The organism is Bacillus sp. FSL M7-0791, assembly GCF_038627085.1.
In the GTDB taxonomy this organism is placed as follows: Bacteria; Bacillota; Bacilli; order Bacillales; family Bacillaceae; genus Bacillus; species Bacillus safensis.
On the sequence record NZ_CP152022.1, the window covers coordinates 851,749 to 875,309 of the forward strand.

The window sequence follows — 23,561 nt, forward strand, 5'->3', positions numbered from 1 at the left end:
TCAAACAAAGATAAAGGCGGTGAAAGCTGTTTGTTTGCTTATTGTATGAAGCGGGCAGGAATGCTCATCCCAGTACTGATCGGAATGACATTGGTCGTGTTTTCAATTATTCGTTTTATACCTGGAAATCCAGCGCAGGTCATCTTAGGACAGCGGGCAACGAAAGAGGCAGTAGAACAATTAACGATCCAGCTCGGTTTAGATCAGCCATGGTATGTTCAATACGGTCATTATATGCTTGGCCTTTTAAAAGGGGATTTAGGGACTTCCATTCGAACAGGAGCGGCTATTGCCCAGGAAATGAAGCCTTACTTATTTGCGACGTTAGAATTGACCTTTTTTGCCATGGTGCTGGCGATTGTTGTGGGAGTAAATGCCGGAATCATCAGTGCCTGGTTTAAGCATTCTTTCTTTGATTATGCCGCGATGTTTATTGCACTCATCGGAGTGTCCATGCCGATTTTCTGGTTAGGCTTAATGGGGCAGTGGCTGTTCTCGATCGAATTAGGTGTTTTGCCGACAACGGGTCGAGAAAACGTAAGGAATCCAGTCGAATCGATTACGTATATTCATACACTGGACACGCTTTTGCATGGCCGGTTTGATCAATTCGTTGACAGCATCAAGCATTTGATCTTACCAAGTACAGCACTCGCCACAATCCCTGCAGCGATTATTGCGAGAATTACAAGGGCAAGTATGCTGGAAGTGCTTCATTCAGACTTTATTCGAACAGCAAAAGCAAAAGGAGTACGTTCATTCTTCATCATTTATCAGCATGGTCTGAAAAATGCGCTCATTCCGATCTTGACGATTATTGGTCTTCAGACAGGCCTCTTGCTTGGTGGAGCGATTTTAACAGAAACCATTTTTGCTTGGCCGGGGATTGGCCGGTATATATATGACGCCATCAGTTATCGTGATTACCCAGTCATTCAAACAGGCATTCTCGTCGTTGCGCTTATATTTGTCCTAATCAATTTCATTGTGGACATCTTGTATGCGGTTATTGATCCAAGGATTAAATATTAGGGAGGGAGAGTGACAATATGGAAGCACAAAAAGAGCTTGACTCACCTCAGCCAAAAGATGAACGCCCTCAATCATTGATTCTTGAATCGATGAAGCAGTTCTTTCAGCACAAGCTGGCGGTCATTGGCAGTGTGATTGTCTTTTTATTTCTCATCCTAGCGATCTTTGCACCGCTCATTGCTCCTTATGGAATCAATGAACAATCACTCGGTGAGCGATTTAGTGCCCCTTCAGCTGCACACTGGTTTGGTACGGATGATTTCGGTAGAGATATCTTTTCAAGAGTTGTGCATGGAGCACGGATATCCTTATGGGTCGGCTTTTTCTCGGTTCTCGGGTCTGTCATTTTAGGCACACTGCTTGGATTGATAGCAGGCTATGGCGGAAGAGTGCTAGATGCTGTGATCTCTAGACTGTTTGATATTTTACTTGCTTTTCCTAGCATTCTCTTAGCGATAGCTATTGTCTCCATCCTAGGCCCCTCCTTACAAAATGCCCTTATTGCCATTGCGATTATTAATGTCCCAACTTTTGGACGGCTCGTTCGTTCAAAAGTACTGAGTATTAAACAAGAAGAATACGTGCTAGCAGCAAAGGCGGTTGGGATGTCACACCGCCGCATCGTGCTGCGCCACATTCTGCCAAATAGTATGGTGCCGGTCATCGTACAGGCGACGCTAGCGATCGGAACGGCAATTATTGAGGCAGCGGCTTTAGGCTTTTTAGGATTGGGTGCACAGGCGCCAAGTCCAGAATGGGGGAAAATGCTAGCCGACGCGAGACCTTATCTCGTTCAAGCCCCTTGGACATTATTCTTCCCAGGGATAGCAATCATGCTGACGGTTCTAGGCTTTAACCTGATGGGGGATGGATTAAGAGATACACTAGATCCTAAAATGAAGAAAATAAAATAAGACCGATTCTAGGAATCGGTCTTTTCTGTTTATGCTTCTTTTTCTTCTGTCTCAATTTCACTATCTTTTGGGTGATACGTCTGGAAGCTTGTAATCAATGTATCTAAATGCTCTAGCTCATCACGGTATTCGATGATGCTGGACATGACATTCAGCATGTTGTAATCGAGTAAGTCATTTTCTTGGTTTTGCTGATGCTGAATAAATGATTTCGTTAACGTCTCAAGGCGAAGAGAGCATTCATTTTGAAATTCATCGTCCTGCGGCTTCATTTTTCCGACGAATTTCATCAAGGTGCGCTCATGCCAATACAGTAAATAATCAATTTCATCCGTTAAGCTTTCCCTGAAATGCTCTGGCATCAAATGAATTTCATTTTCTAATTTATGAAGCTTTTTCAGTAAATACAGAGCACGATTTGATGTCATAATGGCCTGTCTGAACAAAACAAGCTTTCTTGATTTGACATAGGTGGTTTTCTTTAAATAGCTTCGTTCCTCTTTGTATAACAAGTAAATATGATCTAATTTGATCATGCGTTCTTTTATTTGATCGATGTCATCCTTTAATGTGGAATGATCAGTAGACTGTCTGGAGGTCAGACGGATCCATTTTAAAATCTCCTCCGTATTTTCCATAATGTGATGAACAAGCTTTGTTTCATACTTTGGCGGCAGGAAGATTAAATTCACTAAAAATGAAGAAAGAACTCCTAACACCACAGTAGCTGTTCGAATTAAGGCAAAGGAAAGGAAATGATCCCCTGCACTTTCTAAAATCGCAATGACGGTTACAAGTGCAATTGGAATGGTGTGTTCAATTTTCAGCTTTAAATTAATGGCGATGACCATGACGGCGGTTAAACCGATAATGACTGGTCCTGTGCCAAAAAGCAGACCGAACGTAATGGCAAGCCCTGCTCCAATAATATTGGCTTGCACTTGATCAACAATGGTTAAAAAAGATCGATAAATTGATGGCTGGATAGCAAATACAGCTGCAATTCCCGCGAAGACGGGCGTTGGCAACCCAAGCCATGTTGCCAGGTAAAGCGCGAGTACAATGGCAATACCAGTTTTTAAAATACGGGCTCCAAGTTTCATTGGTTTTGTCCCTGCATTCCTTTCTTTTCGATAATAGATGATCACTCGTCATTTATCATTCATATTTTGATGAAACAACTAAGTAATATACAGCGGTCTTCCGAAATATTCAAGTGATTTTTGAAAGTTCATGAAAACATCTAAAGAAGGTATTGAGAAGAAATGTAACAGATTCGCACGCTTTTGACAAACAAGAGTTGGTCAATAAAAAAACAGGCGCATGTTTTTACGCCTGTTTTGGACTTCATTATGATTGTTTTAGCTGTGCAAATGCATGATCTACTGCTTTTAGCGTCTCAGAAATATCTTTTTCAGTATGTGCGATCGTTAAGAACCAAGCTTCATATTTAGAAGGAGCGAGGTTAATGCCTTGGGCGAGCATTAATTTGAAGAAACGGGCAAACATTTCGCCATCCGTATTTTCAGCCTGCTCGTAGTTCACAATCGTTTCTGTTGTGAAATAAATTGTGAGCGCTCCTTTTAAGCGATTCACTGTAATATCTACTTGATGCTTTTTGGCACGGGCTAAAATCCCTTCTTCTAACATAGCGCCAAGCTGATCAAGACGCTCGTAAACACCGTCTTCTTTTAACACTTCCAAGCAGGCAATACCTGAAAGAATGGATGCAGGATTTCCTGCCATTGTGCCAGCTTGATAGGCTGGTCCAAGCGGGGCAACTTGTTCCATAATTTCTTTTTTACCGCCGTAAGCGCCGATAGGAAGTCCGCCGCCAATAATTTTTCCTAATGCAGTGAGGTCAGGTTTTACTTGAAGCAAGTCCTGTGCACCGCCATACATAAAGCGGAAAGCGGTAATGACTTCATCATAAATCACCAGTGCGCCTTTTTCATGTGTGAGGTCATTGACCTGCTGCAAGAAACCGTCCTTAGGCTCTACGATGCCGAAGTTCCCGACAATTGGCTCGACAAGGACAGCTGCTACTTCATCACCCCAGCGATCTAATGCTTCTTTATAGCTGTCAATATCATTAAATGGAACGGTAATGACTTCATTAGCGATACTTTTTGGTACGCCCGCAGAATCAGGTGTTCCTAAAGTGGAAGGACCAGAGCCTGCTGCCACAAGCACAAGATCAGAGTGGCCGTGATAGCATCCGGCAAACTTAATGATTTTTGTTCTGCCTGTATATGCGCGTGCCACTCGAATCGTTGTCATCACCGCTTCTGTACCTGAATTGACAAAACGAACTTTGTCCAAAGCAGGCATGGCTTCCTTCAGCATTTTAGCAAAAGTGACTTCATGTTTCGTTGGTGTTCCGTAAAGGACACCTGTTTCAGCCGCTTTTGTGATGGCTTTTGTAATATGAGGGTGGGCGTGTCCTGTAATAATTGGACCGTATGCTGCCAGGTAATCGATATAGCGGTTTCCGTCAACATCCCAAAAATAAGCGCCTTCTCCTCTTTCCATCGCAACGGGTGAACCTCCGCCTACTGCTTTATATGAACGAGACGGGCTGTTGACACCTCCAACAATGTGCTCCAGCGCCTCTTGATGTAATTTTTCTGATTCTGTGAATTTCATAAATAGCCTCCTATCTCAACGTATCACGTCGTCTATCATTATTTTAACATGCCGATGCAAGCGTCCTTAGTTGAATATCCTTTCAAAATTGGATAGGCTAATTAAAAAATAGGTTGGAGGGATTGTGTCATGACAATCGAAGTAGGGCAGCAAGTACCTGACATTGAATTAACCGGTGACAACGGGGAGAAAGTAAAGCTTTCTGATTTTAAAGGAAAACATATTGTTCTTTATTTCTATCCAAAAGATATGACACCAGGCTGTACAACAGAAGCATGTGATTTCCGCGACCGCCATCAAAGCTTTGCAGAATTAGATGCTGTCATTATCGGTGTAAGCCCAGACAGTCAAGACAAGCACCAAAAGTTTAAAGAAAAACATGATTTGCCGTTTATGCTTCTTGTAGACGATGAACAGAAATTGTCTGAAGCCTTTGGCGTATGGAAGCTGAAAAAGAACTTTGGCAAAGAATATATGGGAATCGAGCGTTCAACGTTTCTAATTAATAAAGAAGGCACGCTTGTGAAAGAATGGCGAAAAGTAAAGGTGAAAGACCACGTAGAGGAAGCGCTTGAGGAATTGAAAGCTCACGCTTAATATCCTCACAGGATGAGATCGGCAGTCATGCCGGTCTTTTTTGTAAAGAAGAATAGGTAAAAAAGAGGATTGTAATTGACAAAGTTTCGGCTCTGGGGGTACACTATTTATAAAGATTATAATATAAGAATATTTTTGAAGAGAGGTGCATGATGAAATGGCTGCTCACGAACTAAAAGACGCTTTAGATGCTCTAAAAGAAACCGGTGTTCGAATTACTCCGCAGCGCCATGCCATCTTGGAGTTTCTCGTAAATTCTATGACTCACCCAACCGCGGACGATATATATAAAGCACTTGAAGGAAAATTTCCAAACATGAGTGTCGCAACGGTTTACAACAATTTACGAGTCTTCCGGGAATCTGGATTAGTAAAGGAATTAACGTATGGTGATTCCTCAAGCCGATTTGATTTTGCGACATCTGACCACTACCATGCGATTTGTGAAAACTGCGGAAAAATCGTGGACTTTCACTATCCTGGCCTTGATGAAGTTGAACAGCTTGCATCCCATGTGACAGGCTTTAAAGTCAGTCATCATCGCTTGGAGATCTATGGAACTTGTCAAGAATGTGCGAAAAAAGAAAATCATTAATGAAAAAGCTGACCGTTTAAATGGTCAGCTTTTTTTATGACTTTTTTCGATTGTAGGATTCATCAAACTCTTTACCTTCTAATGCTGGATCAAGTGTAAGCGGCTCTCTGCAATGCATGCACATGTCCACCCGCCCAAGCACTTTTGTTTCCTTTTCACAGCCTGGACAAACGACACGTACTGCCTTCGTAGAAAGCATACCAATCCAAAAGTAAACGGCTGTACTTAATCCAATCGATAAGACGCCAAGCAGCATAAAGAAAGTCGACAGCCAGATCGATTCCTTGAAGAACACACCGATATACATGATCAGAAAGCCAACAAAAACCAAACTAAGTGCAAATGTTCTGATTTTATTAATCTTACTGGAGTATTTCGCCATCCCTAGTCCCCCTTATCTCCAATATAGCACATTTTACCTTTCCCTTTGAATTAGTTATAGAGTTTTGTGAATAAATTGCTTATAATGATTCAATGATCTTTTTTCATGTATTGAAGGAATTTTGATTCTATGAGGAGAAATACATAGCATTAGAGAAGAACTTTACACCCGAGTATTGGAGGAATCACTATGGAAAATCTTCTCCGTCCTATTTATCAAGAGAGAGCAAGCCATCCAGACACATTAGCTGTGATTATAGTAGAAAGAAGACATAAAGTATCTTCTGAGACGGATAACTTTGATGCAGCACTTTTAGTCATCGTAAAAGAAGCGGAAGAGCCGTTATTTATCAAGCACTATGAATCCGATCACCAAACAGCTTCTTTAAACGTTGTCACAGATGATCAACTGAAGGAATGGATTACCCTCGGTACTAACCGCCGAATCATCGATTGGATTTTGAATGGCAAAGTCCTGTTTGATCGAAATGAATATATCTTCAACTTAATTGATGAACTAAGTACCTTCCCGTTTTCAAACCGCAAACTCAAAATCGGTTTAGAATATGGCAAGCTCATTCGCAGATATATAGAAGGAAAAGCATTTTTTGAGTCAAATCAATTCCTTGATGCATATAATTCCATTGTGCATGCCCTGCATCACTTAGCACGTATTGAAGTAATTGATAAAGGCTTCCACCCAGAAGTGACCGTTTGGAACCAAGTGCGTCATATGGAGCCGGAAGTATACAAACTTTATTCAGAACTGATTGAAAGCCATGAAAGCCTGCATAAACGTTTGGAACTTTTATTTTTAGCAAATGATTTTTTGATCCATTCAAAAGCAGAAATTGGTGCCGCTCATTTGCGTCATGTCATGGAACAGAAGGATATATGGCTTTTTGGTGAGCTTCTTAAACACCCTGATCTAAAGTATTTCACGCCTGACCTTAGCGTTATGATTGATTTCTTTGTGGAAAAAGGAATTGTTCAAGTGGAGCCGATTGAGACAAAGGGACAAAAAATCTATCATCGAGGATATTTTGTGAAAAAAGATATTGACGCATGAATATTATGATGGTATATTATTAAACGTCGCTAACGAGCAACTGAGTTGCTTTGAAAGAAAAGCTGACAAAAAGAAATTCTAAAAAACGCTTGACGCACACGGTGCTCAAATGTTATATTAAGAAAGTCGCCTCTGAGCGATAACGAAGATGATCTTTGAAAACTAAACAAGACAAAACGTACCTGTTAATTCGAGTTTTTATAAAAAAATCCTATGATACTTCATAGGTAGTCAGTCAAACGCTGACGAGGCAGGAAATGATCACATGCTAAGTTCGCTACATCGTGTAGCAAAGCATGTGTGATATGCATCCTGCATACCTCGGAGAGTTTGATCCTGGCTCAGGACGAACGCTGGCGGCGTGCCTAATACATGCAAGTCGAGCGGACAGAAGGGAGCTTGCTCCCGGATGTTAGCGGCGGACGGGTGAGTAACACGTGGGTAACCTGCCTGTAAGACTGGGATAACTCCGGGAAACCGGAGCTAATACCGGATAGTTCCTTGAACCGCATGGTTCAAGGATGAAAGACGGTTTCGGCTGTCACTTACAGATGGACCCGCGGCGCATTAGCTAGTTGGTGGGGTAATGGCTCACCAAGGCGACGATGCGTAGCCGACCTGAGAGGGTGATCGGCCACACTGGGACTGAGACACGGCCCAGACTCCTACGGGAGGCAGCAGTAGGGAATCTTCCGCAATGGACGAAAGTCTGACGGAGCAACGCCGCGTGAGTGATGAAGGTTTTCGGATCGTAAAGCTCTGTTGTTAGGGAAGAACAAGTGCGAGAGTAACTGCTCGCACCTTGACGGTACCTAACCAGAAAGCCACGGCTAACTACGTGCCAGCAGCCGCGGTAATACGTAGGTGGCAAGCGTTGTCCGGAATTATTGGGCGTAAAGGGCTCGCAGGCGGTTTCTTAAGTCTGATGTGAAAGCCCCCGGCTCAACCGGGGAGGGTCATTGGAAACTGGGAAACTTGAGTGCAGAAGAGGAGAGTGGAATTCCACGTGTAGCGGTGAAATGCGTAGAGATGTGGAGGAACACCAGTGGCGAAGGCGACTCTCTGGTCTGTAACTGACGCTGAGGAGCGAAAGCGTGGGGAGCGAACAGGATTAGATACCCTGGTAGTCCACGCCGTAAACGATGAGTGCTAAGTGTTAGGGGGTTTCCGCCCCTTAGTGCTGCAGCTAACGCATTAAGCACTCCGCCTGGGGAGTACGGTCGCAAGACTGAAACTCAAAGGAATTGACGGGGGCCCGCACAAGCGGTGGAGCATGTGGTTTAATTCGAAGCAACGCGAAGAACCTTACCAGGTCTTGACATCCTCTGACAACCCTAGAGATAGGGCTTTCCCTTCGGGGACAGAGTGACAGGTGGTGCATGGTTGTCGTCAGCTCGTGTCGTGAGATGTTGGGTTAAGTCCCGCAACGAGCGCAACCCTTGATCTTAGTTGCCAGCATTCAGTTGGGCACTCTAAGGTGACTGCCGGTGACAAACCGGAGGAAGGTGGGGATGACGTCAAATCATCATGCCCCTTATGACCTGGGCTACACACGTGCTACAATGGACAGAACAAAGGGCTGCAAGACCGCAAGGTTTAGCCAATCCCATAAATCTGTTCTCAGTTCGGATCGCAGTCTGCAACTCGACTGCGTGAAGCTGGAATCGCTAGTAATCGCGGATCAGCATGCCGCGGTGAATACGTTCCCGGGCCTTGTACACACCGCCCGTCACACCACGAGAGTTTGCAACACCCGAAGTCGGTGAGGTAACCTTTATGGAGCCAGCCGCCGAAGGTGGGGCAGATGATTGGGGTGAAGTCGTAACAAGGTAGCCGTATCGGAAGGTGCGGCTGGATCACCTCCTTTCTAAGGATATATGGAGCAGCGTACGTTTTCGTCTTGTTTAGTTTTGAAGGATCATTCCTTCAAAACATGTCTCTAGCGAGACAGGATTGTTCTTTGAAAACTAGATAACAATAAGTAATACATTCACATTGAATGCAATGCAAAGTTCATCACACATAGTGATTCTTTCTAAAGTAAGAAATGGTTAAGTTAGAAAGGGCGCACGGTGGATGCCTTGGCACTAGGAGCCGATGAAGGACGGGACGAACACCGATATGCTTCGGGGAGCTGTAAGCAAGCTTTGATCCGGAGATTTCCGAATGGGGAAACCCACTGCTCGTAATGGAGTAGTATCCATACTTGAATACATAGAGTATGAGAAGGCATACCCGGGGAACTGAAACATCTAAGTACCCGGAGGAAGAGAAAGCAAATGCGATTCCCTGAGTAGCGGCGAGCGAAACGGGAACAGCCCAAACCAAGAGGCTTGCCTCTTGGGGTTGTAGGACACTCTATACGGAGTTACAAAGGAATGATATAAGCGAAGAGGTCTGGAAAGGCCCGCCAAAGAAGGTAACAGCCCTGTAACTGAAATGTTGTTCTCTCCAGAGTGGATCCTGAGTACGGCGGAACACGTGAAATTCCGTCGGAATCCGGGAGGACCATCTCCCAAGGCTAAATACTCCCTAGTGACCGATAGTGAACCAGTACCGTGAGGGAAAGGTGAAAAGCACCCCGGAAGGGGAGTGAAATAGATCCTGAAACCGTGTGCCTACAAGTAGTCAGAGCCCGTTAACGGGTGATGGCGTGCCTTTTGTAGAATGAACCGGCGAGTTACGATCCCGTGCAAGGTTAAGCAGAAGATGCGGAGCCGCAGCGAAAGCGAGTCTGAATAGGGCGCATGAGTACGTGGTCGTAGACCCGAAACCAGGTGATCTACCCATGTCCAGGGTGAAGTTCAGGTAACACTGAATGGAGGCCCGAACCCACGCACGTTGAAAAGTGCGGGGATGAGGTGTGGGTAGGGGTGAAATGCCAATCGAACCTGGAGATAGCTGGTTCTCTCCGAAATAGCTTTAGGGCTAGCCTCAAGGTAAGAGTCTCGGAGGTAGAGCACTGATTGGACTAGGGGCCCCTACCGGGTTACCGAATTCAGTCAAACTCCGAATGCCGATGACTTATCCTTGGGAGTCAGACTGCGAGTGATAAGATCCGTAGTCGAAAGGGAAACAGCCCAGACCGCCAGCTAAGGTCCCAAAGTATACGTTAAGTGGAAAAGGATGTGGAGTTGCTTAGACAACCAGGATGTTGGCTTAGAAGCAGCCACCATTTAAAGAGTGCGTAATAGCTCACTGGTCGAGTGACTCTGCGCCGAAAATGTACCGGGGCTAAACGTATCACCGAAGCTGCGGACTGTTCTTACGAACAGTGGTAGGAGAGCGTTCTAAGGGCTGTGAAGCCAGACCGGAAGGACTGGTGGAGCGCTTAGAAGTGAGAATGCCGGTATGAGTAGCGAAAGACGGGTGAGAATCCCGTCCACCGAATGCCTAAGGTTTCCTGAGGAAGGCTCGTCCGCTCAGGGTTAGTCGGGACCTAAGCCGAGGCCGAAAGGCGTAGGCGATGGACAACAGGTTGATATTCCTGTACCACCTCCTCACCATTTGAGCAATGGGGGGACGCAGGAGGATAGGGTAAGCGCGGTATTGGATATCCGCGTCCAAGCAGTTAGGCTGGGAAATAGGCAAATCCGTTTCCCATAAAGGCTGAGCTGTGATGGCGAGCGAAATTTAGTAGCGAAGTTCCTGATTCCACACTGCCAAGAAAAGCCTCTAGCGAGGTGAGAGGTGCCCGTACCGCAAACCGACACAGGTAGGCGAGGAGAGAATCCTAAGGTGATCGAGAGAACTCTCGTTAAGGAACTCGGCAAAATGACCCCGTAACTTCGGGAGAAGGGGTGCTTCTTAGGGTGTTAAAGCCCCGAGAAGCCGCAGTGAATAGGCCCAGGCGACTGTTTAGCAAAAACACAGGTCTCTGCGAAGCCGTAAGGCGAAGTATAGGGGCTGACGCCTGCCCGGTGCTGGAAGGTTAAGAGGAGCGCTTAGCGTAAGCGAAGGTGCGAATTGAAGCCCCAGTAAACGGCGGCCGTAACTATAACGGTCCTAAGGTAGCGAAATTCCTTGTCGGGTAAGTTCCGACCCGCACGAAAGGCGCAACGATCTGGGCACTGTCTCAACGAGAGACTCGGTGAAATTATAGTACCTGTGAAGATGCAGGTTACCCGCGACAGGACGGAAAGACCCCGTGGAGCTTTACTGCAGCCTGATATTGAATGTTGGTACAGCTTGTACAGGATAGGTAGGAGCCTTGGAAACCGGAGCGCTAGCTTCGGTGGAGGCATCGGTGGGATACTACCCTGGCTGTATTGACCTTCTAACCCGCTGCCCTTATCGGGCAGGGAGACAGTGTCAGGTGGGCAGTTTGACTGGGGCGGTCGCCTCCTAAAATGTAACGGAGGCGCCCAAAGGTTCCCTCAGAATGGTTGGAAATCATTCGCAGAGTGTAAAGGCACAAGGGAGCTTGACTGCGAGACCTACAAGTCGAGCAGGGACGAAAGTCGGGCTTAGTGATCCGGTGGTTCCGCATGGAAGGGCCATCGCTCAACGGATAAAAGCTACCCCGGGGATAACAGGCTTATCTCCCCCAAGAGTCCACATCGACGGGGAGGTTTGGCACCTCGATGTCGGCTCATCGCATCCTGGGGCTGTAGTCGGTCCCAAGGGTTGGGCTGTTCGCCCATTAAAGCGGTACGCGAGCTGGGTTCAGAACGTCGTGAGACAGTTCGGTCCCTATCCGTCGCGGGCGCAGGAAATTTGAGAGGAGCTGTCCTTAGTACGAGAGGACCGGGATGGACGCACCGCTGGTGTACCAGTTGTTCTGCCAAGGGCATCGCTGGGTAGCTATGTGCGGACGGGATAAGTGCTGAAAGCATCTAAGCATGAAGCCCCCCTCAAGATGAGATTTCCCATTCCGCAAGGAAGTAAGATCCCTGAAAGATGATCAGGTTGATAGGTCTGAGGTGGAAGCGTGGTGACACGTGGAGCTGACAGATACTAATAGATCGAGGACTTAACCTATATTCTAATGTGAAGCATGAACATTGTTATCTAGTTTTGAGAGAACATTTTTAAAATATCTCTTGATTTATTTTCAATACATAGTATAATATTTTTTGTCACTAAATTGTCTGGTGATGATGGCGGAGAGGTCACACCCGTTCCCATACCGAACACGGAAGTTAAGCTCTTCAGCGCCGATGGTAGTTGGGGGTTTCCCCCTGTGAGAGTAGGACATCGCCAGGCTTTCTTCATTCCGCAGTAGCTCAGTGGTAGAGCTATCGGCTGTTAACCGATCGGTCGTAGGTTCGAATCCTACCTGCGGAGCCAATTTGGAGAGCTGTCCGAGTGGCCGAAGGAGCACGATTGGAAATCGTGTAGGCGGTAACCCCGTCTCAAGGGTTCGAATCCCTTGCTCTCCGCCACAATTTACATAATAAAGGGCCCGTTGGTCAAGCGGTTAAGACACCGCCCTTTCACGGCGGTAACACGGGTTCGAATCCCGTACGGGTCACCATTTTTATAGAATATATACCAGCATTTTTTATTCGGAGGATTAGCTCAGCTGGGAGAGCATCTGCCTTACAAGCAGAGGGTCGGCGGTTCGAGCCCGTCATCCTCCACCATATCTTTTATATCGTCGCGGGGTGGAGCAGTTCGGTAGCTCGTCGGGCTCATAACCCGAAGGTCGCAGGTTCAAATCCTGCCCCCGCAACCAAAATGGTCCGGTAGTTCAGTTGGTTAGAATGCCTGCCTGTCACGCAGGAGGTCGCGGGTTCGAGTCCCGTCCGGACCGCCATTTTTCAAAAGAATACTTGGCTCGGTAGCTCAGTTGGTAGAGCAACGGACTGAAAATCCGTGTGTCGGCGGTTCGATTCCGTCCCGAGCCACCACTATTTGCCGGTGTAGCTCAATTGGTAGAGCAACTGACTTGTAATCAGTAGGTTGGGGGTTCAAGTCCTCTTGCCGGCACTGTTTTTCAAATGTGGAGGGGTAGCGAAGTGGCTAAACGCGGCGGACTGTAAATCCGCTCCCTCCGGGTTCGGCGGTTCGAATCCGCCCCCCTCCACCATTTTTTATTTTCATAGGGGCATAGTTTAAAGGTAGAACAGAGGTCTCCAAAACCTCCGGTGTGGGTTCGATTCCTACTGCCCCTGCCAATTATACTTTATGATTCATTACATCTATGGCGGTTGTGGCGAAGTGGTTAACGCACCAGATTGTGGCTCTGGCACTCGTGGGTTCGATTCCCATCAATCGCCCCATTTTATTATTGGGCTATAGCCAAGCGGTAAGGCAACGGACTTTGACTCCGTCATGCGTTGGTTCGAATCCAGCTAGCCCAGTTGATGTGCGGAAGTAGTTCAGTGGTAGAACACCACCTTGCCAAGGTGGGGGTCGCGGGTTCGAATCCCGTCTTCCGCTCCAATAATGGCGGCATAGCCAAGTGGTAAGGCAGAGGTCTGCAAAACCTTTATCCCCGGTTCAAATCCGGGTGTCGCCTTTTTTGAAAAGACTGCCGGGGTGGTGGAATTGGCAGACACACAGGACTTAAAATCCTGCGGTAGGTGACTACCGTGCCGGTTCAAGTCCGGCCCTCGGCACCATTGTTTTTAATATAAGATGCGCTCTTTAATGATCATGCCGGTGTGGCGGAATTGGCAGACGCGCACGACTCAAAATCGTGTTCCTCACGGAGTGCCGGTTCGACCCCGGCCACCGGTATCAAAAATGCATATAGAATTAAGGCCTCAACTTAAATGTTGGGGCTTTTTTCTTTGTCTTTAATACGACAAAAATAATAACGTAGGACGTAACTTCGTCAAATTGAAATATAATATCATTCGGAGTTTATGGACTCTTCTCCAAACCGGTAAGAGTATATTCTGGTCAATTTTTTATAATTATTTTTCTACTAGTGTACCGATTATTAGGATAATTAAATAAAATTAGTAAGCCTCCAAACAGCACCAATAGGCATTGAACATACATACATTTCTTTTTCATTAGGGCTAAAACGTATACATGTAGGCATATTCAAGCCTTTTATAATGGGAGGAATAAAACGACAGTCTAAGGGCTTTTTAAAAGATTGATCTAAGTCTAATTCTAAAACTGTGCCCTTTAATGGTTGAGTTACGTAAAGTTTAGATGATGTTTTATTAAAATGCATACCCCCAGCCCAATCTAAACCAGTAAATAAAAGGTTTTTTTCTTGCTCAATCAAGTCTAGATAATTATGATTTTCACCTTCTGGAATTGTATAGATATGTCCGAAGAGTGAACAACTTGCTAATAAATAATTTGGTTTATCAATTGCTCTTAGAGGATGTGAATCAGGATCTGGATCTCCACCATCCTTCCATCCTGCACAAGCTATGGAAAAATTCCGCCAATTTTCTGGCCAAGATTTTAAGGGGGTTAATCCTTCAAGACCGGGCATTAAATTAAAAGGAATTCCCTTAATAATTGTTTTTTTGTTATTAAAATCACTAATATCAACAATTTTTAAAGTATGGGTTCCTTCTCTTTCTGTAACAAGAATTTTATCTTTTTCTTTAACTAAACTATATGGTGAATTTGCTGTGGTATAGTTATTTTCGTTTGTCACTAAACCTCCAGAACTTATCTCAGAAATACGATTTCCCCACATTTCTGATATTAAAATTCTCCCATCTGATAATGGTAAAATACTTGATGGTCCCTGTAAGTTTGAAGCGAATGGTTGTACATCTTTGAAGTCACCACCATCAGTAATATCTTTCACTTCACCAGAAGTGTGCTCCGAAACTAAGAGTCTGTTATCATTCGTCCATTCCATATGTGAAGGTGTTCTTAAATTTACTGCAAATAGTTCAAGTTTTGGGATTTTCAAATAAATTTCTCCTTTTAATTGATAAAATTATTATTAGTGACTAGCAGATATATTATGTAACAAATTATTAAGAAGTGTTTTTTATAACTTAAAACTAAAATATCCTCGTTTTTTACTTTGTAAATTCTTAAGAAAATCAAATATCATTCATTAATAGGATTTACATAAATTCCCATTTTATTTCCCTAACTGATTCTAGTTTGATGTTGATGTAAGAATGGATAATTTTATTCTATAATTTAATTATTGGAATGCTCTGATAAAATGAATGGGGGAAACTAAATATAAAAGAAACTCAGAACATAAGTAGCTAATGGCGGAAAGTAAAGTAATTTATAAAATTGTAGACGAGTCTAGGGAAGAATTGGAGAGGCAAGAGAATTTGAAGCGAAGCTAATAAAATATTATAAGCGGCTTGGGCAAGCAAAGTTTAAGAAGGTAAATTACACGTTTTTGAAGACCAAAGGCATAATTGTCAGTAGTCGTGTTAACAAAAAAAATACCATAGTCCGACATTGGTTGGAGCTGTAGATTTAATAAGCATTTTAATTTTTTACGGGGCTCAAAATCGTGTGCTTCATTGAGTGACGGTTCGACACCGCACACCGTTATCAATTAAAAGTTTCATTATCGGTATTTAACCGTCAACCTAACGTTTCCCATTCTGGTAAAACGTTTTTTGTGTTTAAAATGGGATGGTTAGATAGAACATATCAACCTATTAGAAAATAGAGAACATGATATCTTTAGATGATTCAAAATATTTGATAAGATACAATTAGCGATCTAAAGACAGTTGGATCTATAAGATATTTGCCCGGGAAATAACCTAGCAACTGAATTGATCATTGTGGGCAAACATACATCTTTAGCTGACATCAACATTGTGACCCAGTTTGAGGGGAGAATTTATGAAAAAACAAAATGATCATGAGGAGTTATTGACAGGAGGAAATGTCTCAAACGTATATCGTTCGGGAGATACGGTTCGTCGAGAAGTAAAGTCAGACAATATCAATATACGAAAGCTGCTAAAGCATTTAGAAAAAAAGAATTTCTCCTATGCTCCAAAGTTTTTAGGGGTTGATGAAAAAGGTAGAGAGATCTTGTCTTTCATTGAAGGCGAAGCTGGCCATGATCCCTTAAAAGAATACATGTGCTCTCACCAAGCCTTAAAAGAAATAGCGAGAATGCTTAGACTGTATCATGATGCTGTTTGTGATTTTCCCATTTCAGACGATTGGGAACGAATGGACAATACGCCTAACAACATAGAGGTTGTATGCCATAATGATTTTGCTATGTACAATATCATTTTCAATAACGAAAAACCAGTAGGAATTATTGATTTTGATGTAGCTGCTCCTGGTCCAAGGCTTTGGGATATCGCATATACTCTGTATACATGTGTACCTATCAGTAGGTTTTTTCGCACTAAAACAGAAGATATCGTGAACTATCATTCATCAGAACATGCAGACCATATAAAGCATAGAGTGAAACTGTTTTTTGAATCTTATGGGGAGGAAATAGCAGAAGATTATTTGGATATGGTGCTGTTGCGTTTAAAAGGGTTATGTCAGTACATGAAACGAAAAGCGAGTGAAGGGGATATCGCTTTTCAAAACATGATTCATGAGGGGCACCTTGAGCATTATCAAAAAGACATTCAATTCATTCATGAACATAGAAAAGATTGGATGTAAAGAGGCGGCGTTGTTATTGCAAACGAATACGATATTACAGACCATGATTGAAGACGAGGGATCACATGATTATCCTCTTTTTAGACAGTACTGTGTGAAAAAAGAACAGGGCCTGCGTAAAGATGCGCTAAAAGTTCTTCAGGCCTTTATTGAAGAGATGAAAGAGAACGATTTTGAAGTACAGCGTTTATTTGTTGCTTGGCTGTTTGAGAAGATTGAACGGTTTGAGGATGGTCATCATTTGCTTGTGTATCCATTGATAATTGGGGTAATTCAGCCTGTTCTGCAAGAGTGGGAGAAGGTTGACCCAATGGATGTGAGACCATATCGCTGGCAGGGCTTGTTTGTACATCAGGGAGAAGGGCTGCCCTATTTATTGAAAGCGCTAGAGTTTGGAGGCAGCAGTGAGCAGCGTGTCATTGTTCAAATTTGCGAAACCTATTTATCGGCTTTATGGTATTCGTTTCATCATATACATGAAGATCTTTATTTAAGCACCTATGAGAAAGACCAAGAGCGAATTCAAGGTATTGAAGATGTCATGATGCTGATTGAAGATAAGAGGATTCGTACTAATGTTGAAAAACAAGCAGCCTATTATGATCAGCTTTTATCGGACTGGAAGAAATTTCAGCAAACGGAGACAAGAGGCTTCATGAAATGGTGTGCGGAGCGTAAGAAGCCGTATGAGTGGGTAGAGGCTTTTTATTATCAACAATAGATGAGGAAACGGCAGAATTCATTCTGCCGTTTATTTATGCCATATTCGCTTTGCTTCTATATGATCTGGACTAAAATATTTCAGGGTATATACATCTGGATTGCTTAGTTTCTCCCACTCTTCGAATCCAATTGTTGAATCGGCGTGTTTAAGAAGCAGGCTCATGATATTGCCATGTGTGACGAATAGGGTATGATCTGTTTCTAATTTTATTTGTTCGTGGAGTGCTTCTACAATACGATTCATAGCTTCTTGGCTCGATTCTCCGCCTTCACAGGTCATATGTAAGTCTGTAAAACTGAGCTTTAGTTTCTCATACCAATCGTCTATTGGTTTGCTGCTTAATACACGTTCAGAGAGGCGCTGATCGATTTTTATCTCGAGCTGTTTTGCATGAGCAAGAGGCTCAGTAGTTTGGATCGCTCGTTTATAAGGACTTGAGATAATTTGATTGAGATGAATGCTGGAAAAAAACTGTGCCAGTTCATGAGATTGAGTGATGCCTTGTGGTGTTAAAGCTGCATCTTTAGATTGTCCATCTGCTTGGCAGTGTCTGACGATATAAAATGTTTTCATTGGATACACCTTTCATTGAGTATAAAAAAATCATCCAGTATTGGATGAGGATTTACGAAGGTCTAGGTAAGCTTGTTCGTATCTGTTTCTTTATAGGGATCTGTGAGCTTGGAGGTCAGGTCTAGATTGAACAAAAAATCATCGACGGTGTCTGTGCCAAAGGGAAGTGTGGAGAAGTCGATTGGGATGCTGTCTTCTTGCTTTTCTGAAGTGATTTGCTGTACAGGCTGCTTTTTTCTCCAGTTCTTAAACAAGCGCATGTGAGGCCCCCTTTTCTTTGAAAAAGATGGATTTATACATAATATACGGGGAGAGTTGTCCAGGCGTCAAATGTTTTCTTCAAAAGGAATGATTCAATTGATAAACAAGAGCCACAGGAAAGTGCGGCTCTTGTTGTCAGTTTACATTGCATGCTGTAATGCTTGTAGTAATTTACGTTCGCATCTTAAGTTGTAGCGCTTCTTATGGAGTTTCTTCGTTTTAAACCTGCCTATGACACGTCGAACATCGGGATGATAAATGATGAGGTCCCTGCAAGTTTGATCATGTAATAGAGCTTGAAACCAGCTATATTTTTTGAGATGTGCTGCGTTCCTCGAGATATCCTCTTCATCCACTTGTAGAAAAGGGATATATATAGTAAGTGAAAAGATGTCTATAATGAATCCCATTTTGCTTCCTCCTTTCATATGATTCATTACGCTTAGGAGAAGGCAAGGTTTCATTCAATAAACGTTAAAAACAATCCCAATGCATTAACCATTCTTTTAATTCTTTGTTGTAATAGAAATACATCGTGCCGTTATCACCAATCATGAAACGAGGTTTTTCTTCTGAGGCGATTTGCAGCATGAATTCGCCTTGTTGTTGATGGGGCGGGGATTGAATATACGCCCCATATCCACCGATTTTTGTGAACGAATAATTTGTGTATTGATTAAAGAAGTGGTTTGTCGCTTCTTCACTTTCGTTTACTTCTGATAAATCGACGTATGACCATGCTTCTTCCCAGCAAGGAAAGTCCCTTTGCTCACTTTCGTTCCATTGGATTTGAAAGGGTTTGAGTACTCTCACTTCTTCAGGAGTCTCAGCTACTTCTAAACCTTCGATTGATGCATATTCAATGAGCTTCCAGCCTTCACCGTTTTTGGTGATATCAATCGGAAGTGTTTTCTGATTAAGAAAAATTTGAATCAGCTTACATTCATTGAAGCCGTTCATTCCTCCTGGCACTTCTGGTAAATAAATTTGTAAAATCGGAATCATGGCCCCATCTTGATCTGTCGGCCAGCCTTGGTTAGGATCGATGAAAAAATGGCCGGCAAACCAGCTGTGTATAGCTGGATCAGGACGGAAGCCGCCAATTTTGGCGATGGCTGGCGTTTTCCCGATTAGATTTAATTCTTGAAAAGCTTTGATTTCCATGGGTTATTCCTCCAGCCTTTAGCCTGCAATGTGTGCATCATGAAATGTGCCATTTATATTTCCTGTGACAATAATGACATGACCCCAAAATAAATCACCGTCATGATAGTAGACTTCAAACTCTCCCTCAGGGTAAACATGCAGGCTTTCAAGTGAAATGCGGCTTATAAATTGATTCAGTGTGAGTTCTTCTTGCTTTTCAGCTGATTCGTCTTGTTCCTGCCAATCCTTTGCTAGATCTATCAGCTGATTCGCGGCAAATGATTTAATAGAAGAATCCCATTTGGCTTGCTCTTGCATAAGTTGGTTTGCTGTTCGAAGAGAGTCATTTATTTTTTCATCTTCTTCGAGGTTGAAGTAGAGAAGGCACTCTTCATTGCTCCATTGGATCGTCTTTTCAAATAAGTCTAGTCCTTTCACTAACTCAAAGGTGCCAAGTGTATCATCATGATAATACACAGGCTTTTGGGCTTCTTCTAAAATTTCTTGAAGCGCTTGATCCTGTGTATCTGTATTGATTAAAGATACAAGCATGAATTCACCTTCGCCTTTTCGAACCTGAAGTGTAACGATTGATTCTTTATGTAATTGTGCCTGTTTTTCCCTTAATCCCTCGTCATCTGTTAGCCAGCAAAGTCTTACATTTTCGGTTATGATATGACCGTTTTCTTTCCAAGCAATCAGTGGAATAGAAGCGGTCCAAAGAGGTGCCTGGCCTGCTTTTCCTGCCCCTACGCCAGAAGGTCCTGTAACAGCAATGATAGTGACTACATCTTCTGAAAATCTCTCTTCAAAAGTGTTGATTTGTTTGTTAATCTTCATGTGATGTCCTCCAGCCTGATTTTTTTGTCATGAACATATAAGTGTTGTGATCAAGTTCTACCTCTTTATCACACCGCACATCAGTAGGGGAAATCAAGCTTTTTTTGTTTAAAACTGTTTTTTTAGGGAGGTACATGGATTAATGGAGGTTGAGTCACAATAAAAGAAGCAAGGATCGAATTTTGTATAAATTTGGGTAAATGAGTCGAAAAGCCTAGGTTATTCTTCCTTTTCTTTATAATTACTTTGACACGAATAGATGAAAAAAGTAAAGTAATACTGAGTGATTTACAAAACCTTCTTCATCCACTAAAACATGAAGTGTGCGTAAATTTAATGTAAATGGATATTTTTCCTTTTATTTACTCGTATTTTTTTTGAAACTTATGATGCTTCTCATTCGTTATATTAAAGGAGCGCATGTATCCGGCGGAGACAGAGCATCGGCATGCTTGGCGAAGAAGATTTACATTTGCAAAATGAATGTAAATTTTTTATGATTTCATTTATATCAGAACGATGATAAGAAAGAAGAGGTTTTATGAAAAAAATATTTGCAAACAAATATAGCTTTTTTGTTTTGGCTGTCCTTTTATTTTGGGCTAAATCGTACACAGCCTACAAAATGGACTTTAATTTAGGAGTAAAAGGTTCTTTTCAAGAGGGGCTTCTCTTATTGAATCCATTTAGTTCAGCCATCGTGTTTTTTGGACTTGCTCTCTTTTTGAAGGGGCGTAAATCTGCCATTGTTTTAATTGTTATTGATTTTATTATGACCGCACTTTTATATGCAAATGTAGCGTATTACCGTTTCTTTGATGACTTTTTGACTTTCTCAACAATGAAGCAGGCAGGAAATCTTGGGGGAGGCATGACTGGCGGTGTGCTAGCAAGCATTAAGCCGCATGACCTTTTATACTTCCTTGATATTATCATTTTGATTGCGATTGTCATTTGGAGACCAGAAGTGAAGAAGTTCCAAATGAAAAAGACGTTTGCACTGCTGATTGTAGCTGCAGGTATTGGACTGTTCTTTGTAAACCTTCATTTGGCTGAAAAGGATCGTCCAGAATTATTAACGAGAACCTTTGATCATAAGTATGTTGTCAAATACTTAGGTGTTTATAACTATACGATTTATGATGGGGTACAAGCAGCACAAAACGCAACACAGGTAGCCAATGCAAGCAGTGAAGATTTAACGGATGTTGTGAACTATACGTCATCTCACTATGCGAAGCCAAATGCAGAGTATTTTGGTAAAGCAAAAGGCAAAAACATTATTAAAATTCATTTAGAAAGCTTCCAGTCTTTCTTAATTGACTACAAATTAAATGGAGAAGAAGTGACTCCATTCTTAAACAAACTGGCTCATGGGAAAGACGACTTTACGTATTTCGATAACTTCTTCCATCAGACAGGTCAAGGGAAGACATCAGATGCTGAGCTGATGATGGATAATAGTATGTTTGGCTTGCCAGAGGGAGCAGCATTTGTGACAAAGGGTGAAAATACCTTCCAATCACTACCTGCCATCCTAGATCAAAAAGCAGGCTATACGAGTGCAGTACTTCACGGGGACTATAAATCTTTCTGGAACCGTGACACGATTTATAAACATATGGGAATTGATCAATTCTTTGATGCTTCCTATTACAACATGGATGAAGAAAACCTTGTGAATATGGGTCTGAAGGATAAACCGTTCTTCAAAGAATCAATTCCAATGCTAGAATCAATGAAAAAGCCATTTTATGCACATTTAATGACACTGACAAATCACTATCCATTTAATTTAGATGAAAAAGATGCGACAATCGCTAAGGCAACAACTGGCGATAAAACAGTCGATAACTATTTCCAAACAGCAAGATATTTAGATGAGTCATTAGAGCAATTCTTCAAAGACTTGAAAAAATCAGGTATGTATAAAGACTCAGTCATTTTATTATATGGTGACCATAACGGTATTTCTGAGAACCATAACCGTGCAATGAGTGAAATTCAAGGGAAAGAAATCACTCCTTATCAAAATGCACAAAACCAGCGTGTTCCGCTCATGATTCGTATTCCTGGTAAGAAGGGCGGCGTGAACCATACGTATGGTGGTGAAGTCGACGTTATGCCAACACTTCTTCACTTACAAGGTATCGATTCAAATGAATTCGTGAATTTTGGAACAGACTTATTCTCTAAAAAGCATGATGAGACTGTTGCTTTCCGTAATGGAAACTATGTGACACCGAAATACACACTTGTCGATAATACCGTTTATGATACGAAAACGGGTAAAGTGGTGAAACAAAATAAAAAGACAGAGGCGATTAAAGCCCGTGTTGATAATCAGTTAAGTCTTTCAGATAAAGTGCTCTATAGGGATCTTCTTCGATTCCATAAGTTATCTGATTTCAAACCAGTGAATCCATCGGATTATTTCTATGGTAAAGCAAACAAAGAAAAAGAAGCGGATTCTTCTGCTAACTAACTGAGTTTTGGGCAAGCACAGAAAGGTGCTTGCCTTTTTCTCTCTCTTCGCTTGATTTGTTGGCAAAATATGTTTATATTTAGGGAGAAACAAGCGTGACGCCGGCTGGCAGCTGGTGACACACATTTCGTCCTTGGGGAATTCAGGAGGAGCTTATGACAACAAATACAAAAACACAAAAAAAGAAATCAGAATTATGGGGCTGGATCAAAGCCATCTTAATCGCATTTATTGCTGTTTTTATCATTCGGAACTTTTTATTCGCGCCATACATTGTCAAAGGATCTTCCATGTATCCGACATTGCATGATACAGAGCGGGTGTTTGTGAATAAAACGGTTGATTATTTCGGTGATTATAAACGGGGACAGATCATTGTTCTTGATGGGGAAGACCGCAGCACTCATTATGTCAAACGATTGATTGGTTTACCTGGTGATAAAATTGAAATGAAAAATGATCAGCTATATGTTAATGGAAAAAAAGTGGCGGAGCCTTACTTAGCGTCAAACAAAAAGAAAGCAGCTGCAGATGGCACTTTGCTGACACCTGATTTTGGCCCTCTGACTGTTCCAAAAGGAAAGTACTTTGTCATGGGGGACAATCGCCAAAATTCAATGGACAGCCGCAACGGCTTAGGTCTTTTTACAAAGCGTGATATTCAAGGAACTACCTCATTTGTATTTTATCCTTTCCAAGACATTCGCTTACTCAATCATTAATAAACAATAAAAAAGCACACAGCCGTGTGCTTTTTT

17 protein-coding genes, 16 tRNA genes and 3 rRNA genes are annotated in these 23,561 nt (G+C 42.7%); 28 read left to right on the forward strand and 8 right to left on the reverse strand.

The genetic code is table 11. The features are described from left to right. Positions 1–30 precede the first annotated feature (30 nt). Both MHI08_RS04220 and MHI08_RS04225 read left to right on the forward strand, forming a co-directional pair. Positions 31–1,032, forward strand: a complete 1,002-nt coding sequence (locus tag MHI08_RS04220) for an ABC transporter permease (protein ID WP_107164107.1) — start codon at positions 31–33, stop codon at positions 1,030–1,032. A gap of 17 nt (positions 1,033–1,049) precedes the next feature. Further along, positions 1,050–1,946 carry an ABC transporter permease gene (locus MHI08_RS04225; RefSeq protein ID WP_041087363.1) on the forward strand — a complete coding sequence of 299 codons (897 nt, stop codon included), beginning with the start codon at positions 1,050–1,052 and terminating at the stop codon, positions 1,944–1,946. 29 nt (positions 1,947–1,975) lie between these two features. Here MHI08_RS04225 and MHI08_RS04230 read toward each other — a convergent pair whose 3' ends face one another. Together MHI08_RS04230 and MHI08_RS04235 are read right to left on the reverse strand one after the other, a co-directional pair. Continuing rightward, positions 1,976–3,049: an aromatic acid exporter family protein gene (locus tag MHI08_RS04230; protein ID WP_163115501.1), complete on the reverse strand. Its 1,074-nt coding sequence runs from the start codon at positions 3,047–3,049 to the stop codon at positions 1,976–1,978. Between the two features lie 247 nt (positions 3,050–3,296). Further along, positions 3,297–4,592 carry a glutamate-1-semialdehyde 2,1-aminomutase gene (locus MHI08_RS04235; protein WP_212052889.1) on the reverse strand — a complete coding sequence of 432 codons (1,296 nt, stop codon included), beginning with the start codon at positions 4,590–4,592 and terminating at the stop codon, positions 3,297–3,299. Positions 4,593–4,721: 129 nt separating this feature from the next. Here MHI08_RS04235 and bcp point away from each other — a divergent pair, with 129 nt between their 5' ends. Both bcp and perR read left to right on the forward strand, forming a co-directional pair. Beyond that, on the forward strand, positions 4,722–5,189 hold the full coding sequence (bcp, locus tag MHI08_RS04240) for a thioredoxin-dependent thiol peroxidase (protein WP_073204419.1): 468 nt from the start codon (positions 4,722–4,724) through the stop codon (positions 5,187–5,189). A 157-nt stretch (positions 5,190–5,346) separates the two neighbouring features. Then, positions 5,347–5,784: a peroxide-responsive transcriptional repressor PerR gene (gene perR / locus MHI08_RS04245; RefSeq protein WP_012009347.1), complete on the forward strand. Its 438-nt coding sequence runs from the start codon at positions 5,347–5,349 to the stop codon at positions 5,782–5,784. Positions 5,785–5,818: 34 nt separating this feature from the next. Here perR and MHI08_RS04250 read toward each other — a convergent pair whose 3' ends face one another. Continuing rightward, positions 5,819–6,166 (reverse strand): YgzB family protein, encoded by a 348-nt coding sequence (locus MHI08_RS04250; RefSeq protein WP_024425201.1) that lies wholly within the window; start codon positions 6,164–6,166, stop codon positions 5,819–5,821. A gap of 189 nt (positions 6,167–6,355) precedes the next feature. On the opposite strand from MHI08_RS04250, the gene MHI08_RS04255 reads away from it, so the two are divergent. The 20 genes from MHI08_RS04255 to MHI08_RS04350 all read left to right on the forward strand — a co-directional run bounded on the left by MHI08_RS04255 (position 6,356) and on the right by MHI08_RS04350 (position 13,918). Continuing rightward, on the forward strand, positions 6,356–7,234 hold the full coding sequence (locus tag MHI08_RS04255) for a nucleotidyltransferase-like protein (protein WP_151863193.1): 879 nt from the start codon (positions 6,356–6,358) through the stop codon (positions 7,232–7,234). Between the two features lie 318 nt (positions 7,235–7,552). Then, positions 7,553–9,101 (forward strand): 16S ribosomal RNA (locus tag MHI08_RS04260). 182 nt (positions 9,102–9,283) lie between these two features. Continuing rightward, positions 9,284–12,214: ribosomal RNA gene (locus MHI08_RS04265) — 23S ribosomal RNA — on the forward strand. Between the two features lie 109 nt (positions 12,215–12,323). Then, positions 12,324–12,439: ribosomal RNA gene (gene rrf, locus MHI08_RS04270) — 5S ribosomal RNA — on the forward strand. Together the 16S, 23S and 5S rRNA genes with 16 tRNA genes alongside form the textbook arrangement of a ribosomal RNA operon. 9 nt (positions 12,440–12,448) lie before the next feature. Further along, positions 12,449–12,523: transfer RNA gene (locus tag MHI08_RS04275), tRNA-Asn, on the forward strand. 4 nt (positions 12,524–12,527) lie between these two features. Then, positions 12,528–12,618, forward strand: a tRNA-Ser gene (locus MHI08_RS04280). Between the two features lie 17 nt (positions 12,619–12,635). After that, positions 12,636–12,710: transfer RNA gene (locus tag MHI08_RS04285), tRNA-Glu, on the forward strand. Between the two features lie 33 nt (positions 12,711–12,743). After that, positions 12,744–12,819 (forward strand) — tRNA-Val (locus MHI08_RS04290). 15 nt (positions 12,820–12,834) lie between these two features. Further along, a tRNA-Met gene (locus MHI08_RS04295) sits at positions 12,835–12,911 on the forward strand. Positions 12,912–12,915: 4 nt separating this feature from the next. Continuing rightward, positions 12,916–12,992, forward strand: a tRNA-Asp gene (locus MHI08_RS04300). 18 nt (positions 12,993–13,010) lie between these two features. After that, positions 13,011–13,086, forward strand: a tRNA-Phe gene (locus MHI08_RS04305). A 6-nt stretch (positions 13,087–13,092) separates the two neighbouring features. Next, a tRNA-Thr gene (locus MHI08_RS04310) sits at positions 13,093–13,165 on the forward strand. A 15-nt stretch (positions 13,166–13,180) separates the two neighbouring features. Further along, positions 13,181–13,265 (forward strand) — tRNA-Tyr (locus MHI08_RS04315). Between the two features lie 14 nt (positions 13,266–13,279). Continuing rightward, positions 13,280–13,353, forward strand: a tRNA-Trp gene (locus MHI08_RS04320). 29 nt (positions 13,354–13,382) lie between these two features. Next, positions 13,383–13,458: transfer RNA gene (locus MHI08_RS04325), tRNA-His, on the forward strand. Positions 13,459–13,467: 9 nt separating this feature from the next. Next, positions 13,468–13,539: transfer RNA gene (locus MHI08_RS04330), tRNA-Gln, on the forward strand. 7 nt (positions 13,540–13,546) lie between these two features. After that, positions 13,547–13,621: transfer RNA gene (locus MHI08_RS04335), tRNA-Gly, on the forward strand. A gap of 5 nt (positions 13,622–13,626) precedes the next feature. Continuing rightward, positions 13,627–13,697, forward strand: a tRNA-Cys gene (locus tag MHI08_RS04340). A 14-nt stretch (positions 13,698–13,711) separates the two neighbouring features. Continuing rightward, positions 13,712–13,800, forward strand: a tRNA-Leu gene (locus MHI08_RS04345). A 36-nt stretch (positions 13,801–13,836) separates the two neighbouring features. Then, positions 13,837–13,918: transfer RNA gene (locus tag MHI08_RS04350), tRNA-Leu, on the forward strand. Positions 13,919–14,132: 214 nt separating this feature from the next. Here MHI08_RS04350 and MHI08_RS04355 read toward each other — a convergent pair. Further along, the gene (locus tag MHI08_RS04355; RefSeq protein ID WP_342500031.1) at positions 14,133–15,068 is read right to left on the reverse strand and encodes a hypothetical protein; all 936 of its coding nucleotides are present in this window, start codon (positions 15,066–15,068) and stop codon (positions 14,133–14,135) included. 911 nt (positions 15,069–15,979) lie between these two features. Between MHI08_RS04355 and MHI08_RS04360 the strand changes: the two genes are divergently transcribed. Next, positions 15,980–16,774: a phosphotransferase gene (locus MHI08_RS04360; protein ID WP_342500032.1), complete on the forward strand. Its 795-nt coding sequence runs from the start codon at positions 15,980–15,982 to the stop codon at positions 16,772–16,774. 16 nt (positions 16,775–16,790) lie between these two features. Further along, a complete protein-coding gene (locus MHI08_RS04365) occupies positions 16,791–17,495 on the forward strand; it encodes a hypothetical protein (RefSeq protein ID WP_224929225.1) in 705 nt (234 codons plus the stop codon). Between the two features lie 30 nt (positions 17,496–17,525). Here the strand turns inward: MHI08_RS04365 and MHI08_RS04370 are convergent, their stop codons facing one another. From MHI08_RS04370 to MHI08_RS04385, 4 genes are all read right to left on the reverse strand, one after another. Next, a complete protein-coding gene (locus MHI08_RS04370) occupies positions 17,526–18,071 on the reverse strand; it encodes a histidine phosphatase family protein (protein WP_025093285.1) in 546 nt (181 codons plus the stop codon). 62 nt (positions 18,072–18,133) lie between these two features. Next, positions 18,134–18,331: a hypothetical protein gene (locus MHI08_RS04375; RefSeq protein WP_034624048.1), complete on the reverse strand. Its 198-nt coding sequence runs from the start codon at positions 18,329–18,331 to the stop codon at positions 18,134–18,136. Positions 18,332–18,806: 475 nt separating this feature from the next. After that, a complete protein-coding gene (locus MHI08_RS04380) occupies positions 18,807–19,496 on the reverse strand; it encodes a DUF1963 domain-containing protein (protein WP_342500033.1) in 690 nt (229 codons plus the stop codon). Positions 19,497–19,514: 18 nt separating this feature from the next. Further along, on the reverse strand, positions 19,515–20,318 hold the full coding sequence (locus tag MHI08_RS04385; RefSeq protein WP_034624045.1) for a DUF2262 domain-containing protein: 804 nt from the start codon (positions 20,316–20,318) through the stop codon (positions 19,515–19,517). 541 nt (positions 20,319–20,859) lie between these two features. Here MHI08_RS04385 and MHI08_RS04390 point away from each other — a divergent pair. Together MHI08_RS04390 and lepB are read left to right on the forward strand one after the other, a co-directional pair. After that, entirely contained in the window at positions 20,860–22,803 is a 1,944-nt protein-coding gene (locus MHI08_RS04390) for an LTA synthase family protein (RefSeq protein WP_024427404.1), read from the forward strand. Positions 22,804–22,958: 155 nt separating this feature from the next. Continuing rightward, positions 22,959–23,525 (forward strand): signal peptidase I, encoded by a 567-nt coding sequence (gene lepB, locus MHI08_RS04395; protein WP_024425343.1) that lies wholly within the window; start codon positions 22,959–22,961, stop codon positions 23,523–23,525. The last annotated feature ends 36 nt before the right edge of the window (positions 23,526–23,561 follow it).

Bases quoted from the DNA above. Each gene is read 5' to 3' on its own strand.
- MHI08_RS04250 (WP_024425201.1), bottom strand. From the start codon at position 6,166: ATGGCGAAATACTCCAGTAAGATTAATAAAATCAGAACATTTGCACTT.
- perR (WP_012009347.1), top strand. From the start codon at position 5,347: ATGGCTGCTCACGAACTAAAAGACGCTTTAGATGCTCTAAAAGAAACC.
- MHI08_RS04370 (WP_025093285.1), bottom strand. From the start codon at position 18,071: ATGAAAACATTTTATATCGTCAGACACTGCCAAGCAGATGGACAATCT.
- MHI08_RS04255 (WP_151863193.1), top strand. From the start codon at position 6,356: ATGGAAAATCTTCTCCGTCCTATTTATCAAGAGAGAGCAAGCCATCCA.
- MHI08_RS04380 (WP_342500033.1), bottom strand. From the start codon at position 19,496: ATGGAAATCAAAGCTTTTCAAGAATTAAATCTAATCGGGAAAACGCCA.
- lepB (WP_024425343.1), top strand. From the start codon at position 22,959: ATGACAACAAATACAAAAACACAAAAAAAGAAATCAGAATTATGGGGC.
- bcp (WP_073204419.1), top strand. From the start codon at position 4,722: ATGACAATCGAAGTAGGGCAGCAAGTACCTGACATTGAATTAACCGGT.
- MHI08_RS04375 (WP_034624048.1), bottom strand. From the start codon at position 18,331: ATGCGCTTGTTTAAGAACTGGAGAAAAAAGCAGCCTGTACAGCAAATC.
- MHI08_RS04230 (WP_163115501.1), bottom strand. From the start codon at position 3,049: ATGAAACTTGGAGCCCGTATTTTAAAAACTGGTATTGCCATTGTACTC.
- MHI08_RS04385 (WP_034624045.1), bottom strand. From the start codon at position 20,318: ATGAAGATTAACAAACAAATCAACACTTTTGAAGAGAGATTTTCAGAA.
- MHI08_RS04225 (WP_041087363.1), top strand. From the start codon at position 1,050: ATGGAAGCACAAAAAGAGCTTGACTCACCTCAGCCAAAAGATGAACGC.
- MHI08_RS04235 (WP_212052889.1), bottom strand. From the start codon at position 4,592: ATGAAATTCACAGAATCAGAAAAATTACATCAAGAGGCGCTGGAGCAC.
- MHI08_RS04360 (WP_342500032.1), top strand. From the start codon at position 15,980: ATGAAAAAACAAAATGATCATGAGGAGTTATTGACAGGAGGAAATGTC.
- MHI08_RS04390 (WP_024427404.1), top strand. From the start codon at position 20,860: ATGAAAAAAATATTTGCAAACAAATATAGCTTTTTTGTTTTGGCTGTC.